Annotated in this window: 10 protein-coding genes and 1 pseudogene; 6 read left to right on the forward strand and 5 right to left on the reverse strand. The window is 38.9% G+C overall.

Annotation, left to right across the window (positions count from 1 at the left end; genetic code table 11):
- Positions 1 to 339 precede the first annotated feature (339 nt).
- From Q9312_RS02800 to Q9312_RS02825, 6 genes are all read left to right on the forward strand, one after another.
- A complete protein-coding gene (locus Q9312_RS02800) occupies positions 340 to 1,179 on the forward strand; it encodes a hypothetical protein (protein WP_309203020.1) in 840 nt (279 codons plus the stop codon).
- Between the two features lie 278 nt (positions 1,180 to 1,457).
- Positions 1,458 to 7,127 carry an alpha-2-macroglobulin family protein gene (locus Q9312_RS02805; RefSeq protein ID WP_309203021.1) on the forward strand — a complete coding sequence of 1,890 codons (5,670 nt, stop codon included), beginning with the start codon at positions 1,458 to 1,460 and terminating at the stop codon, positions 7,125 to 7,127.
- A 271-nt stretch (positions 7,128 to 7,398) separates the two neighbouring features.
- The gene (locus Q9312_RS02810) at positions 7,399 to 8,352 is read left to right on the forward strand and encodes a hypothetical protein (protein ID WP_309203023.1); all 954 of its coding nucleotides are present in this window, start codon (positions 7,399 to 7,401) and stop codon (positions 8,350 to 8,352) included.
- A gap of 120 nt (positions 8,353 to 8,472) precedes the next feature.
- The gene (locus tag Q9312_RS02815) at positions 8,473 to 8,973 is read left to right on the forward strand and encodes a nuclear transport factor 2 family protein (RefSeq protein WP_309203024.1); all 501 of its coding nucleotides are present in this window, start codon (positions 8,473 to 8,475) and stop codon (positions 8,971 to 8,973) included.
- A gap of 95 nt (positions 8,974 to 9,068) precedes the next feature.
- Positions 9,069 to 9,674: an endonuclease dU gene (locus tag Q9312_RS02820; protein WP_309203025.1), complete on the forward strand. Its 606-nt coding sequence runs from the start codon at positions 9,069 to 9,071 to the stop codon at positions 9,672 to 9,674.
- 455 nt (positions 9,675 to 10,129) lie between these two features.
- Positions 10,130 to 11,278 carry a hypothetical protein gene (locus Q9312_RS02825; RefSeq protein WP_309203026.1) on the forward strand — a complete coding sequence of 383 codons (1,149 nt, stop codon included), beginning with the start codon at positions 10,130 to 10,132 and terminating at the stop codon, positions 11,276 to 11,278.
- A gap of 245 nt (positions 11,279 to 11,523) precedes the next feature.
- Here Q9312_RS02825 and Q9312_RS02830 read toward each other — a convergent pair whose 3' ends face one another.
- The 5 genes and pseudogenes from Q9312_RS02830 to Q9312_RS02850 all read right to left on the reverse strand — a co-directional run bounded on the left by Q9312_RS02830 (position 11,524) and on the right by Q9312_RS02850 (position 16,109).
- On the reverse strand, positions 11,524 to 12,732 hold the full coding sequence (locus tag Q9312_RS02830; protein ID WP_309203027.1) for an IS256 family transposase: 1,209 nt from the start codon (positions 12,730 to 12,732) through the stop codon (positions 11,524 to 11,526).
- 136 nt (positions 12,733 to 12,868) lie between these two features.
- Positions 12,869 to 13,054, reverse strand: coding sequence for a hypothetical protein (locus tag Q9312_RS02835; RefSeq protein WP_309203028.1), 186 nt, complete (start codon positions 13,052 to 13,054; stop codon positions 12,869 to 12,871).
- Between the two features lie 23 nt (positions 13,055 to 13,077).
- Positions 13,078 to 13,392, reverse strand: coding sequence for a BLUF domain-containing protein (locus Q9312_RS02840; RefSeq protein ID WP_309203029.1), 315 nt, complete (start codon positions 13,390 to 13,392; stop codon positions 13,078 to 13,080).
- 217 nt (positions 13,393 to 13,609) lie between these two features.
- The gene (locus Q9312_RS02845) at positions 13,610 to 14,599 is read right to left on the reverse strand and encodes a helix-turn-helix domain-containing protein (RefSeq protein WP_309203030.1); all 990 of its coding nucleotides are present in this window, start codon (positions 14,597 to 14,599) and stop codon (positions 13,610 to 13,612) included.
- Between the two features lie 349 nt (positions 14,600 to 14,948).
- Positions 14,949 to 16,109: pseudogene (locus Q9312_RS02850) on the reverse strand (IS3 family transposase).
- Positions 16,110 to 16,121 lie beyond the last annotated feature (12 nt).

Raw genomic sequence — 16,121 nt, forward strand, 5'->3', positions numbered from 1 at the left:
TGCCGCACATATTGGCAAAAGACCGCTAAATCCGTATCTCATATTGAACTATAGTGTGTTTTCGCTAGGGTCTTTTCAGTATAGGTCTTCGTATCCATTACGCTAGCTTTTATTTCAATTTCTTCCTACTTTAAACCAATAAATTCAGTAGCTTAATATGAGTTTTCTAAAGAAATTATTGGTTCTATATCGCTAAAACAACGGTGATTTTCGTTTACTGCGGTCTGTAAACTGTGCCGGAAAGGCCACATATTGGTTCTATTTTGGCTATTATTTAATCAGGTGTTAATCAATCACTGTATATGGATGTCAGTGTTCAAACTAACAAGGGAGCTGCTCATGAAAGTCTTTGTTTATGTATTACTCGTTATTCCGCAATTCATCTTAGCGAAAACCGCAATTACTGAAAGTACGAAACCGGTTATTCTATCGACTGGAGGGCTGTGTCATGGGCCTGGTTCATCTTGGCGCGAAGATGCTAAATATTATGAGAAAGATTATAGCGACTACTACGAATGCTTTGTGGATGGTGGTGAAATCTCAGTATCTGACAGTCGTCGAGAAATCGTCGTTCAAGCGTACAAAAGAGCCGCAGCATCGACAGAGCGCGTGAACTCGGCACCATCAACAACTGATGTGATAGAAGTGGTTGCGAAAGCCAGGGAAGAACAAAAACAAGAAAGCAAGTTTCTAGGACTCGATTGGGGACTTGCCATTGCGTTAACGTCGCTCAACGGCGGAGATATTATAGATGAGGTGTCTATTGAAACTTTGGTTGAAAATGGGAACGATGTAAGTCGAGTACGCGTTAATCGATCGAGTCAGTACGATGTCGAGCTTATGTTGGAGTTCCACAAGTTTATCTTTAGACATGAAATTTCCATCGACGATGAGTACTCAAGAACATGGGGCCACGGACCTTTTGTCTCAATAGGGCTAACGGGAACGGAAGGCAAAGAGCCCTTGGATACATTCGCCTTGGGTTGGATGGCAGGAACCAGAATCTCCGGAGAAGAAGGTTCATTTAACCTAGGAGTCGGCTGGTATCGAGACAGCCAAGTTGCCCGATTACGTAATGGCGTCTCTGACGGTGATATTACAAATTTTACCAACCCCGATGACCTGTTAAAGATAACCGATGATACAGGTTGGATGATCATTTTTTCAGCCAGCTTTTAGTAACCAGTAGGAGTCGAAAGCAAAGGTTTGCCATTTACAACAATTTTCTATAGATTGAGATAATAATAACGGAAATTGATGGGTTTGTATGAATAGACAGGTCGCGAATGGTTTAAACTATCGAAACTTGTTCTGTTTTAAAGGATTGATCAAGCATATCTCTGTTTATGCCTAGATTCCTCGAGGGTAAGAAAAGTCTAACTAAAAGGGTTAGCTGACTAGTCGAAGTCAGTGTAAGAATAAATATAAAGTGTAAGAATAAATATAAAAGGTAATCCATGAAACTTTATTCTAGAGTGTATCTTTGTCTCTTTTTTTTAATGCTTTCAGGCTGTAGCCATTTAAAGCCGGCTAATGATTTAAACTCTAAATCAGTTGAAATGAATAACTGGAAAAGCGCGATCGTTAAAAACGACTCTACAGATATTCCTGAGGTTTCCTCGGTAAAGGATGATATCAATTTATATGGTACATCGATAGAATTTATCTTCTCTCAGAATATGCAACGGGTGTCGCCAGAAAGTATTCGTTATGAGATCTCCCCAAGTGTACCTTGCGAATGGCAATGGAATGATCAAAGGCGGTTAGAATGTGTTTTGGAAAGTGGTCTTGTCGTAAAGCCAGCTACGAAATATACATTAACCTTAATCGATGGCTTGTATAATAGTGAAGGAGTGCGGTTAAAGCCATATAGTTATGAATTTGAAACTCCTCGTCCTGAAATAAGTTATATAAATATCGAATGGTCTAGCCCAACACTCCCAATAATTACCGCAAATTTTAATCTCAGTGTTGAAGAGAGCAGTTTAGTGGATGCACTTTACTTAGAAGATGAGTCAGGTAAAAAAGTAGCTCTCACAGTATCGAAAATAGACATTCTAGATGGCGATCATGAAAATGAAGTTTGGAATAAAGATAGTCGCTGGAAACTTACAACAACGCGTACTTTGTTACCGGACACACTTTACGCTTTAAAACAAACTGGCGGCATTCGTACGCCTCTTGGTGATTTAGTATCTTATAAAACAAATGACGAGAATGAAAGGCACCGTTTTAAAACCTATGGCGACTTTGAATTTCTTGACTTTACTTGTCGAGAGAAACGTGATTGCCCGCCAAATCGCTCTATAGCTTTAAATTTTTCAGCACCAATAAATAGCAAGGACGTGGAAAAATGCAAGGTCGAATTAAAGTCACAAGGGGTGAATTTAGAGCAAGGAGCTTGGTATGTTAAGCAGCCTGAAAATATTGTTGTTACCACAACTTTCTCACGTTTGACAAAACGATTAACTTGTCTTGAATCGATTAGAGATATTTTCGGAAGAAAGCTAAACCCAAAGAGACCTATCTTAATTACCACCGGTGATTTCGCATCAACGGATTTCAATCCCTTTTATTATGAAACCGTCACCAAGAGCGAAGAACTCAAACTTTATCATTATTCTCTAAATAATCCTTTTCTTACCTTTGAAGTTGATGAATTAGACTTTAAGAAGGTAGAGGGTTCGTCTGTAATAAAAAATCAAAAAATTGGTTTATCAAGTAACGATAATAAAATGCAAAAGGTAAATCTAATATCTGAGCCATTAAAGCACGCGAACAGCATCGGAGGAGTCGTTCGTACAAGTAAAAAATCTTGGGACGAAAGTCATGTTTTTGTCCAGAAAAGTAATTACAATGCCATTGTTGTTCAAGGGTCAGAAGACACACTTGTTTTCTTATCAGACATTAAGACAAATAAACCAATCAGCAATATGAAGTTCAGCGTCAGCCCTGATTTGAATTTACGCAAGAGAGACTCTGTTAATCTTACAAGTAAAACTGATATGTTTGGTATTGCTAAATTACCAAGTTTACTTTCAGAAGAGAAGTATAAAGATAGTTCTCGACTTTATTTTACTCTCGATAACGGAGAGAAATTTGCAGTTTTACTCCGTAATAGTTTAAGTAAAACTTTATTTAAGGATGAAGATGACTACGATGAATTAGATAGTGAAAGGGTGTTTTGGGGTGTTCCCGACAAGCCTTTATATCGTTCAGGAGAAAAGGTAAAGTTTGTTGGCTTTCTACGAAAAATTAATGGTTCAAAACTGCAGATCACAGAATACCCTGATTCACCCTTGCTATACGTATATGGAGATAATAACGACTGCGATGAATATCGCTGCAATTCATTTTATATAAATAAAAAACTTGAAATTGATGAGTTTGGCCGTGTTAGCGGTGAGTTTACCATTCCAAAGTCAGTACTTAACGGTACCTATACAATTTACTTAAGTGATGGTGAATTCAATGCATATATCGATAGTCAGCTGAATTTTGAGATTTCTAACTTTAAACCTAAAAAACTGAATGTAACGGTTAGCCCACTGGTAAAAGGCACTCTCACTAGCAAGCAATTTAAAGTTCTTACAAAAGCTGAGTACTATTCAGGAGGTCCCTATAAAGACGCTGAAAGTGAAGTTGCTGTTGTTCTTGAGGCTCGTAAATTTAAACCAAGTGATAAACGCTTTCAAGAGTATATTTTTTCACCCAATTCATCCTATCGTGCAAGATTTGAGCCTGCGTCTCATTATTACAGTGGAGGCAAGCTCAACTCAAATGGGCAGTCAGTTGCTACATTAGAAATACCGAATAGCGAAATAAATTACGGTGCCGTGAGCTTAATGAGTACGGTATTCACTGATGAGGGTGAAAGTGTTTTAAGTAGACCAAAAACATTTGATTATTCCAAAAAGAGCTATTATGTAGGCATTAAAAAGCTGAAGTGGTGGTTACCCATCAATGAAGAAATTGAACTCAATTCACGAGTGGTTAACCTCGATGGAGAAGAGGTAAGTGGCGTTGCCGTTAAGTATTTTACTCAAGAATCGAGTGGTTTTTTTAATAGGCGCGATAATTCGGATGCTGCGTCGAAAAAAGTTGAGATAGATTGTCTCGTAAAAACCAATGGGTCAAAACAAAACTCAGCAACAGACCTGAATGTCATCAGTGCGAATACATGTGTTTTCAAAGCTCAGCGAAAAGGCCTGTTAAAATTAATTGCAGAGATAACCTACCCAGATGGCACTACGCAATCTTCATTTTCAGAGCATTATTTCTTTGAAGATAGTTCTCTAAATGATGATGTTGTGGTTAATGCAGAAAAAATTGAACTAAGTATTGGTGAGCGCGCAAAGCTGGAGTTAAGGCATGGTTTTAAGGATGCTTCTGCATTAGTTGTGATCCATCGATCAAAAATAATTGACTATTGGTGGCAGCCATTAAAATCAGGAATAAGTAAATTAGAAAACGATATTTCTGAGGAGCTAGCGCCTGGGTTTAATATGACAGTGTTTGTTAACTATGGCGATCTATCAGTGGTAAAATCAACTAAGAACGCTAACTTTGCTCCAGTGGTTAGTCAGCGATTTAAGGTGCAGCCAAAAAAGAAAGCGCCAATAGTCAAGATAGAGAATAGTGTGGATGAGTATAAACCCGGCGAGACCATTAAGATAAAACTCATCAATCATTCTGATAAGAAAGCAACGGTTGCATTAGCTGTTGTCGATGAAAGCATATTAGAACAGAAGAATGACAATCAATATTATCGCTATGATAAGTCTTATTATGGTTCAGTCGAACTGGGTTGGTCTAACCCAAGTTTTTATGAGCTTGCCAGCTCACTATATTCATCTAATCGTCTAGAAGAAAGCTTTATTAGTAATATAAAAGCATATGACGCCTCAGAGATGATTACAATCACAGGTTCAAGAATTAAGCGAACAGCTATTATACCGTTTCCTCCAGATGAGTCTGTCATTCTAAATGATAAAAAGTCATTAAGTCGTCACCAAATAAAAGATGGATACATTGATTTAGCTAAATTATCCAAAATCGACCTTAAGAGTATTAGACGCCTCTTTAGCGACTCAGCTTTCTGGGATTCAAATATTCAAATAATGGGGAATGCCGATACTGAAGTTCAAGTTACATTGCCCGATAATTTAACCCGTTGGAAAGTCATTGCTATTTCAACTGATGAAAGCGGAGATATTTATAGCGATACACACTCGTTTCGTACAGCCAGTAATATCGAAGTACATGCCGAAATGCCAGGGCAGTTAATAGAAGGCGATGAGCTTGTTTTTCAAGCAGAATTCTTGTCTAAGCTTAAAAAGCAAGTCGTTGTGAACTTTAATGCTTTTGCCAAAATGATGTCTGAAAAACTGACTCTTAATAAAAATGAGTTGACATTCAAACAGGTTAAACCTTTCAGTCGACATAAAATAAGTCTTGATCTATCTACAAAGGCTATTGGTGAATTAGGAGTATTATCCGTTGCACGGAGCAATGAAGTGAGAGATGCGTTGCTGCTAACAACAAATGTTTACTCGAAAGAGCTAAAGCGTAAAGTATCAAAATATTCATTATTGCCTGACGATAACCAGTTTAGCCTCGAAGTTCCTAACGACTTCTCAAGCAAAGAGGCTAGAGTCCTCTTCAATTTATCCGGTAGTCGTATGTCAAGTTTGAATAGTACCTTTGAATATATGAGAGAATATCCGCATCAATGTTGGGAGCAAAAGTTGAGCCGAGCTATCGTTGCAGCTATAGAAAAACAATACAGTGATGCGTATGAAAAAGAACTTAACGCCATCTTATCTAATGCTATCGATTCAGTCGCTGATTTTCAAAGCGAAGATGGTGGGATGTCGTTTTTTGGCAACTCATCATCTACTGTCAATACCTATTTAACTGCTTTTACATTCAAACAAGTTAACTACTTACAGGGCTTAGGTTATGATTTTCCCGAATCGAAAATTGCAGCACTAGAACGATACTTGTTTAATAAGCTAAAGCATCAAAAAGATTTGTCGATAGAGCACGCTATAATCATTGTTAATGCGCTTAGCTCAGCATCAAACAATAAAGCGTTTATTAAGCCTTACATCGAACCTCTAATGGCTAGTTTTTCTGAATTAGATATCTATAGTCAAAGTCTATTGATTGAGACTATCTCTGAATACCAAGAATTAAGCGGTCAGCTTGAAAAGATTATGAAGCAATTTCTGGCTGAAACATTAGTTACTGATAAGAAACGCACCTTTACAACGAATAAGAGACTGCCTTGGAGCTATTATTCTTTTACCAATAAAACTTATTGTGCAGCAATTTCTGCGCTTTCAAAAGCAAACGCAAATAAAAAGACGGTTAATCAACTCGTTAACTCGGTTTTAGAAATGAAACGAGAGAAAAAGGGAGACTTTGGTAATACATTAAGTAATGCTTATTGTAGCAAAGCCATTGATTCTTACGTATCAAAGTACGAACAAAAGGGAAAACTTGGTGAATACTCGATTCGCTTCCAAAACAATGAAATTCAGCTTAATGCTTTAGCACAAAAGGCTCACTCTCAAATCAATCTCGATGAGCCACTGGACATAACCGTGAACATGAAAGAAATGGGGACAGCCTACCTAACAACGATGTTAGAGTATTCATTTGATGGTTCTACTGCAAAGCAGATCTCCAATGGGTTTGCACTGCATCGAGAGTACTCAATATTTAAGGATGGGAAGTGGATAAATACCGACAATGAAAAATTACGACAAGGAGAGATTGTAAAGGTAACTCTAAATCTAAATAACCCCGTTCTACGGCGAAATATTGCACTAACTGACTCCTTGCCAGGTACATTTTTTGCACTGGATGAGAATCTTGCATTATCCGCGCCGAGAGAGTTGTATGAAAGTCTGATTAATAATTACTACTTTAATGAGAAACAATATTCTGTTCGAAATGTAAAGTTTTACGCTGACTTTCTTCCAGCTGGGACGTACACAATTGAGTATCTAGTAAGAGTAACTCACAAAGGATCCTTTACTGCGCTATCAGCTAAAGTTGAGGAAATGTATGATGATGATGTTTTTGCAACATCAAAACCAGACATTGTCGATGTAAAATAGTCGATAGCGCTTTGGTCTTAAATGCTCTAGTAAGTAGCCGATGATTTAGTTCTGTGTAGCAAGAGTTTAGATTTGGCTTAATCGTTGGTCGAAGTTTACTATAGAATCTTAAGTACCGATTTTGATTGTTGCGTTTGAATCAGTTGAGAGCTTATTTTTTTGAGCTAATAAAGACTTGTCTCGATTAATGTTCAAGCAACACTTTAAAGTGCTATATGTAAGTGGCAGGTGTATTGTTCAACCTTAAGATGGTTAATTAAAAGGTTTATTTATGATAGGTAATTGGTTAAAGAATATATCTTTAAGTTTAGTGTTATTTAATTTCGGTAACTTGTATTCGGAATCATTGCCCAGTGCCTTTCATAATAATTTGATTCATCTCAAACCCGTGCTTGTAGATGGGCATCAATTGACATTGTTCACAGATACCGGTGGTGGTTGGAATGCGATATCGACGGAGCTAGTGACTAAGTATCAATGGAAAGTTGCTTTAAAGCAAGCCGACGAAGGTAAGTTAGAACTCGTAGAAATGCCTTCTTTTAGAGAAGGGAAGGCTATCCCCAAAGGGGATTTCAATAACTTCTTCGAAGGTAAACTGCTTAAGTTAGATCAGGAAAAATTTGATACATTTAATGCTGATATCGATGGCTTTTTGGGAGCACGTTGGCACGCTGGAAAAATAATCGATTTTAATTACCGAGATCAATCAATAAGTATTTATACACAGCTTCCCCCTGAGATTAATAGTTCGTCAATCGTTCACCTCGGTTTTCAAAAGAATGAAGAAGGGTCATATACTACGGCGTTTCCTCGCGTAACAATTGAAGTTGCAGGCAAAAAACTCGAAATGCTTTTTGATACAGGGGCTACGGCATTGCTTTCTAAAGAAGCTCAAAAGATATTAAAGTTCGACGATGCAAGAGTCGCAACATCATTTATAGCTGGTTCAATATTTGACGGGTGGACTAAAGAACATCCGGACTGGACCGTTATAGCTAACGCTTGTTCATACTCCAGGGCATCCATGATAAAAGTACCAGTAATCGTTATCGGCGGTAAAAACATTGGCCCTGTTTGGTTTACACGTCGCCCAGATAACAGTTTCTATCAATATATGTCAAAATATATGGATAAGCCTATTGATGGCGCCTTAGGAGGCTCGGCCTTACAATACATTAGAATCGTTGTCGATTACCCTAGAGAGCTTGCTTATTTAATTGAATAAACGGTATGGCACTGTAAACCTCAGCCCAAGCTAACAGCCAAGCATAGAATTTCTTCACACTAACCATCTTAGATTCTATTTTAATTTTTGAACGAGTGTTGAGCTAGCCTGGAGAATTCTATGAATAACACTTTATTTTCATTGCTTCTACTGTGGTTGACTATCGCCTCTGGGAGCGTACTTTCAGACGCTAATTCAAGTCAATGGAATGAGGAGCAGTTAGCGATTATTGAACTTAACCGTTGGTTGCCGTTAAGCTTAGATAAAGAAGGCTTTAATGCCTTTTCTGAATACTTTCATCCTGAATACACCAATTGGTATATGAAAGGTGACAAACAGTCTCTGGTCGATCGTGATGAATATCTATCAAGAGTGAAAGCCTGGCATGATCAAGGAAACTATGCAACGAAAAGTGAAGTAACACCGATATCTATAGAGGTTTTCTGTGATATTGCTTATATTCGCTTCATTCAAGTAGAGCATTTTGCTCATAAAGAAAAAGAGCCGACAATGTTTATTGGGCAATTTGCAAGCCTGCTAAAGAAACATAATGGACAATGGAAAATGTATCGCACGTCCTTTCAGGAACGTTACCGAGGGCCATTGAAGAATAGTGAGTAAGTTTTGTAGTAGAATAACGCTATGGTTAAGGTCAGATACTTGAATTGGTTGTTAGATTATTGAGTATCTCTTGAGAGATTCATTAAGGTTTTACATTGAACTATACGCTATGCGATGAAAAGCTGAATAACAAGATTGAAATTGGTAAGAAAATAAGAGTCATTGGGTTCGATGATGCTCCCTTCAATAAATCAATCGACACACGGGTTAATCTAACTGGTGTCGTATGCGCTAATAGCCAATTTGAGGGTATGCTGTGGGGTGAAGTTACACGAGATGGACTTGATTCAACCGCAGCGATACTTCATTTATTGAAAGAAAGTAAATTTTTACCGCAGTTAGATGCGATATTGTTTGATGGCATCGCGTTTGGTGGTTTTAATATTTTAGATATTCACCATATATCGCAGAGTTTCAATCTTCCATGCATTACCGTGATGCGTCGTGTTCCAGACTTTTCAAAAATAAGTAACGCGTTAAAAAACCTTGATGATTATGACGTTCGTTGGTCGCTTATTCAGCAGGCTGGTGAAGTCTTTGAAAATGCTCCCTTTTACTTTCAAGTTGCAGGCGTTAGCAGCAATATAGCCTACAAAGTTTTACAAAAAGTGACCGTGCAAGGTAATGTGCCAGAGCCATTAAGACTCGCTCACTTAATCGGATCGGCTGTAAAAACAGGTCAAAGCAGTAATCGAGCATAATAGAGTAACCTAATTGCATCTATATACTTATGGTCAATTTTTTATTACGAATAAAATCAAAACTGATATCAGGCAACCTATTTAATGCTGTCAAAAAAAATGAATAAATGAGTCTTTCTTCATTTACCCACTTCTGTTCTAGAATCTATAGAAAGTTAACTCCTTTTAAAATCACCTTATGAAGTGAGAGCTGATTCCTTACTTTCGATAATTTAGAGCTGGCTTTATCTGTTTTTTAAACCTGTCTGATTATAAATCATTCACTTAAACATAGAACTGTCCGAAAAATAACATCTGATGTCCGATTAACGATAATTGCTTGTCCTTTGTAAACTATATCATTAGCAGCTCATTCTAAATGAGCATATTCTGCCCATTTAAGAAGTTCTTAAATCTTAAAGGCTGAGAAATTAGCTAGTGTTTCAAAAGAAAAGCGACATCTAATAGGAGTTCAAATGTACAAACACATTACATGTGCATTATTTTTGTTTATTTTATTAACGCTCTCTTCGAGTGCGATAGGGAAAAAACTCTATGAGTTTAAAGGTGATCGAGATTTATACATTTGTAATGGCTGTACTTTTGACCAGATGGAAGAAATGATCGAAGAGAAAAATCCGATTCTAATTTTAGATAAGCCTAACCCATTTCCATCGCAGCCATTTATACGCGAATTTACAGTACATATTATGGACGTAAAGAGGGAAAATTTTATTCGTTATAATGTAGAACATAATCGCGCTGTTAATGGTTGGTTATATTATCATCGACTTTCAGATATTGAAGCTCAAAAGCCAACATTTAATATGATTAAAAGTGACTATTTGATGAAAATGGCTACTTTTAATAGCTTAGTTTCAGCTAGCGCTAAGCAGAGCGATGAAGAAGAATCAGTTTGTGAGTCTTACGGTGGTCCAAATTTTGGCTTGGATAGTGTTTTTGACACAGTCGGCACAGCTTTCGACAATGCAGAGTTGAATGATTTACGTGCGGGCTATGCAAATCAAATTTCTCAAAACCATGATGATTGCTTATTATGTAATACAACTGGTTGGAGTGTTTCTACACCATGGTTTGGAGCAGGCTTAAACTACAGAGATCATGCCGAGTCATGGCAAAGAGAGTTTCCGGATGGTACTGTTTATTACCAATTTAAGCCAAATGCAACCGATGGAAACATTTTCACTATAAATTTAGAACGAAGTACTTTTGAATCAAGCCAAATCTTAGGTCGAGGGCAGGTTGTTTCAAACGTGACTTTCAATTTATCACAATTTTTTAGCATGGAGAATGGTGTACCCGTCTTAAACGAAACATTTCCTACCATTGGAAATGCTTGTATCTTAAGACAGCTAATGGAAGCATTGGAACAACGCGGTTATGAAGTCAATGTTAATGGAAATGGTCAAGCTGGTTGGCCTTTTGATATCAACGGCAACTATCAAGGATGCGCTGGCGCTCAAGGATACCCAACGTACGTTCGAGTAAGGTTGTGGCCTACTGGCTGTGTAAAGACCGGTGTTCATGTTACCTGTACTTGGGGGAGGTCAGTGATTCCTGTTGCACATCAAGGCCCAGCGGATCTATGTGAAGCATTTTTATAAATATCTATCTAAAGGCGACCTTGTGTCGCCTTATGGTTAAGAATTTGGTAGGAATTGACGGATTTATTCGAAACAAAAATTGATGTTTGTGAATAAACAACTAACATTATGATTTGCAGATTCTTAATGGGATTTTTATTATGAGTACACCCATCATTGCTGGCGTTGTGGTTGTAATTGTTATTGTTTTGGTCATTTCTATAATGTCGAAAAGACCCTGTAAATTATTCTGTGTAACTGCCAGTTCAAACATAGTCATCTAAGCGGCCATCAAATACAATCATAAAATGATTTAAGGCCGCTTTCCAATTTCTAATAGGCATAGTCCATTTTTTCGAAGCGTCCATAATCGCTAGATAAACCACTTTTTTGGCGGAGTCATCTGATGGAAAGAGCTTTCGCTTCTTAATCGACTTTCGAATCACACTGTTGAGCGACTCAATGGCATTGGTCGTATAAATGGCTTTGCGTATTTCAGGCGGATAATTAAATAACGTATTTAGATTGTGCCAATGAGTTTTCCAGGAGCGACTGATTTGCGGATACTTATCGTCCCAACGCTCAGAGAATTGCTCTAACGCAAGCAGCGCATCTTCTTCAGTGGCTGACTGATAAATGCGCTTTAAATCCGCTGTCACGGCCTTGTAGTCTTTCCAGGGAACATAGCGAACGGAGTTTCGAATCATGTGCACTATACAAAGCTGTACTTGCGTTTCGGGATAAGCCGAGTTGATAGCGTCAGGAAACCCTTTTAAACCGTCAACACAAGCAATGAGAATATCTTTAACTCCTCGATTTTGAAGCTCAGTTAAAACGTTGAGCCAGAATTTAGCCCCCTCGTTTTCTGATAACCACAAGCCTAAAAGCTCTTTTTGGCCTTCCATAGTGACGCCTAGCGCCAAGTAAACGCACTTGTTGATGACTTGTTTATCTTGCCGAATTTTTAGCACGATACAGTCCAGATAAACGATGGGGTAAATTGAATCTAGTGGGCGTGACTGCCATTCAATGACTTGCTCAATAACTGCATTGGTGACTTTTGAAATCAATGTGGGCGAGACGTCGGCATCATACATGTCTTTGAACGTGGCTACGATTTCTCGAGTCGTCATCCCTTTGGCGTAAAGGCTCAGGATTTTCTCGTCCATCGTAGTGAAGCGAGTTTGCTGCTTCTTGACTAACTGGGGTTCGAATGTGCCTTGCCGGTCTCGTGGCGTTTCAATTGAGAGTGGGCCATCTTCGGTAAGAAGCGTTTTCGGTGTATAGCCGTTCCGATAATTATCAGAATCTGACTGAGCGTGTCTTTCATAGCCCAGATGCTCATCAAGCTCTGCATTCAAAGCGGTTTCGACAGTGACCTTCGTCAGCATCTGACGAAAGTCATTTAACTCTTCTTCAGTCTTTATGCCTTTGGCTGCTTTACGAGCCCAGGCTTCAACCTCTTTCTTGTCCATAGGTCTATCATCTCCTATTCAATAGGTTAATAATAGACAGTTACACAGAGTTATTTACAGTCTCGTCGAAAAAGAAACCCGAGTAAATAGCGCGTATCATTCAGAAACAGATAGTTCAAAAAAAGCAATCCATTTATTAAGCACTTTGCTTATTACCGAACCATCGTTTCCACCAAGGTGCGTCAGCCTTTTGAATAAGCTCCTTATTTGAAGCGAGCGCCTTAGGTTCAATACCGAGCGCACATACTTGAAGCAACTCATCAATCAACGGCACAGTAAACTCATAAGGATTAAACTGGCGAATACCATGTTGCTGTATCACGTTGAGTAAGTTCTTTTCGATAGCTAAGTTGAGTATTTCATCGACCAGTCCTCAAAAAGTCGGCGCTGTATTTGAACGTTCAACAGAATTTGAACATCGCGATGACGCTGATCTTGAGAAATCCGTTGCAGAGTTGACTTTACGGCTGATTCATCACCCTCAAGACATTGAAAAAAGTAGCCATCACCATAATGAAGGACGCCTCCAACAGCAATTCGCGAATTATTTCTGCGAGATTGCAAAAGTATTCTAGCAACCTCTGACTCAATGCCTCCTTTAATGTCTGTTTTAAAGGTCGCTGTACTGGCGTAAGTGAGCCGAATTAATTGATTCTGCATATCTTTCCCCAAAGCCTTCTGGTCCTCAGCAATTTACCCTCATGCTTGTACGATTGAGATGGATAGTTAGATCATATAAAAGACGATTCGGGCGGTGAAGTTGAACTTAAAAAAGAAAAGGTCGTTTTCGTGTCCGGTAACAATAGGAGCGGTATCTTAAAAAGGTGAACCTTTGTTAAAGTTCACCTTATCCTTTCGATAATGTCGGCTTCTTATATTAAGCCTTGGCTTCGTCTTTATTCAATAACTCCATCAAACCGAGCAAAGCAACGAACAATACAGCGCTGACTGGCCAAATTATCCAGGTTACTCCCCAGTTCATGGTCCATAGGCTCCAACCGATAAATATGGCAGTTACCAGTGGCCAATAGAAAGCTGCAAACTTTTCTGCACGTTTAATTCGCTGACTCTTTGCACTGTTCGATTGGCTATCTTGCAATATCTTGCGATAGGCTTCGTATTCTGCAGACACAGGAATGATGATGAATAACCCCAGTGCAACCATTGCTATGGTCAGAATCAACGTCATCAAAACAACGCTGGAGCTTGAATAGAGCATACTACTCACTAGTAGTGGCGCTGCAGAGAAGATGAAAAGAGCAATGCCTATCGTTAATTTTAGATTATATTGAGGTCTTGAAGTGCTTAGCTTCTCATTAATTGCACCTTTTACGCCGTAGGCCAACTCATAGGCATCTTCATCAATCGTACTCGTATCTGACTCATACTGATTGGTTCTTACAAAAAAACTAATGCCGATTGCTACCAGCATTAAAATCAAGGCGATGCCTGCGGCGACTGCCAACCTTATATCCAGATCAACTTGGCCACCTTTGGCGAATGCTATTAGCGCCAACAGTGGAATAGGGGAGCCAATACACAAGAGAATGCCTTTAGCGACTAGTTTCGCCATATCGATTTTACACTTAACATAGGTTATGGCCTGCTCGAGACTCACCTGTACAGCATTGGTCTCTAAATGATTGTTATTGATAGGATCGGTCGGTTCAATCTCATCCTTTAGTAAGTAGTCTGTCGAAACACCAAATAAACCCGCGAGCAAGATAATCTTGTTGAGGTCTGGAATGCTGTTGGCGCTTTCCCATTTCGAGACTGACTGCCTAGAGACGTCAAGCTTTTCAGCTAAATCTTCCTGTGACCAGCCGACTTGCTTTCTTAATCTAACTATTTTTTCAGATAAAATCATAATCGCTTCTTTTATTGTCCATTGGAGCCATCAATCTTAAGAAACCCTTTAGTTGCAGGCCATCAAGCGGAGTTGGTAACTTGTCAACCAGCGGTTGCGTTTGCCGATTTAGGGGTAATATGGTTGTATTTTGTACGATTTATACACAACAGAGTATACCTTATTGTATTTTGATTCCGGGCATTTTTTCATATCAAATAGTCTAGAAAATTTAACTGACAAGTCCATAAAACTATGAGTATGGACGCCCATCGGAACCTAAGCTTAAAGCCATGATTAAGGACACCCATCGGTTTCAGCACTTAGATTTTAGAAGCTGCTAGAGTGAGTCAGCAATAGGTTGTACTGGTCAAGTCCAACCGGACACTTTCTTTAGAGAGTTTTCATAGTTAATTGGCGATAAATCACCGTTACTAGAATGCAGCCTTTCGAGGTTGTAATACTTCATGTAAGCTGCGACATCTTTTTTCATGTGTTCTCTGGTTGGTTGATGGACTTTTAAAATCCAGTCGTGCTTTAAACTACCAAAGAATCGCTCAACCACAGCATTGTCCCAACATGCGCCAACGTCACCCATGCTAGCCCCTCATATTGTAACTGGCCAGCAATTTTCGATAGTGATTGCTGGTATATTGAGAGCCGCGGTCACTATGAAATACGCAGCCTTTACTCGGCTGCCTCAAGTTATAGGCTTTCATTAACGCCTTGCTCACCAAGTCAGTCGTCATGCGTTTATCAATATGCCAGCCGACAATTCGTCTGGAATATAAATCCATGACAACCGCCAAGTACATCCAGCCTTCACCAGTCTTCAAATATGTCACATCACCGGCCCAAACTTCGTTCGGAGCAACTGGATTGAAGTTTTGATTAAGCAAGTTATCAGCAACCGAATCGCTGTGTTTTCTTTTCGTTGTTACCTTATAAGCCAATCTTTGCGTCACAAATAGAGACAGTTCTTTCATTAATCGACTGACTCGCCATTCGCCAATTTCAAAACCTTCCTGGCGAAGTTTTTTTGTCATTTCTCGACGCCCAAGACTCTGCCTACTCTGCTCAAATAAGCGTTTCATTCGATTCTTGATACGCCATTCATCCACATCAAATACGGGCTTTTCTCGATGCTTCCAGTCATAAAATGCTGATTTACTGACGTTTAGCAAGCGACAGAGCATTCTGACAGGATAGTGACAGGCTTCTGACTCAATAAACTCATACTTCACTTCATTTCTTTTGCAAAGTATTGGCTGGCTTTTTTTAAAATCTCTTTTTCCATACGCAATTCTTTATTTTCTTTTCGAAGACGTAATAGTTCGGCTCTTTCATCTTCCGAAATAGAGCTTTCGCCTGCATCTGATTCTAGCTTTTCTTTCCAGCGATATAGCATATTCGTCGTAATTCCTAACGATTCAGCTGCTTTTGACACCGAATATCCCTGCTCAGTAACCAGAGCTACCGCATCTTCTTTAAAGCTTTGATCAAACTGTCGTCTTGACCTATTCTTGCTCATCGGTACACCTCA

Source organism: Pleionea litopenaei (assembly GCF_031198435.1).
Lineage (GTDB): Bacteria > Pseudomonadota > Gammaproteobacteria > Enterobacterales > Kangiellaceae > Pleionea > Pleionea litopenaei.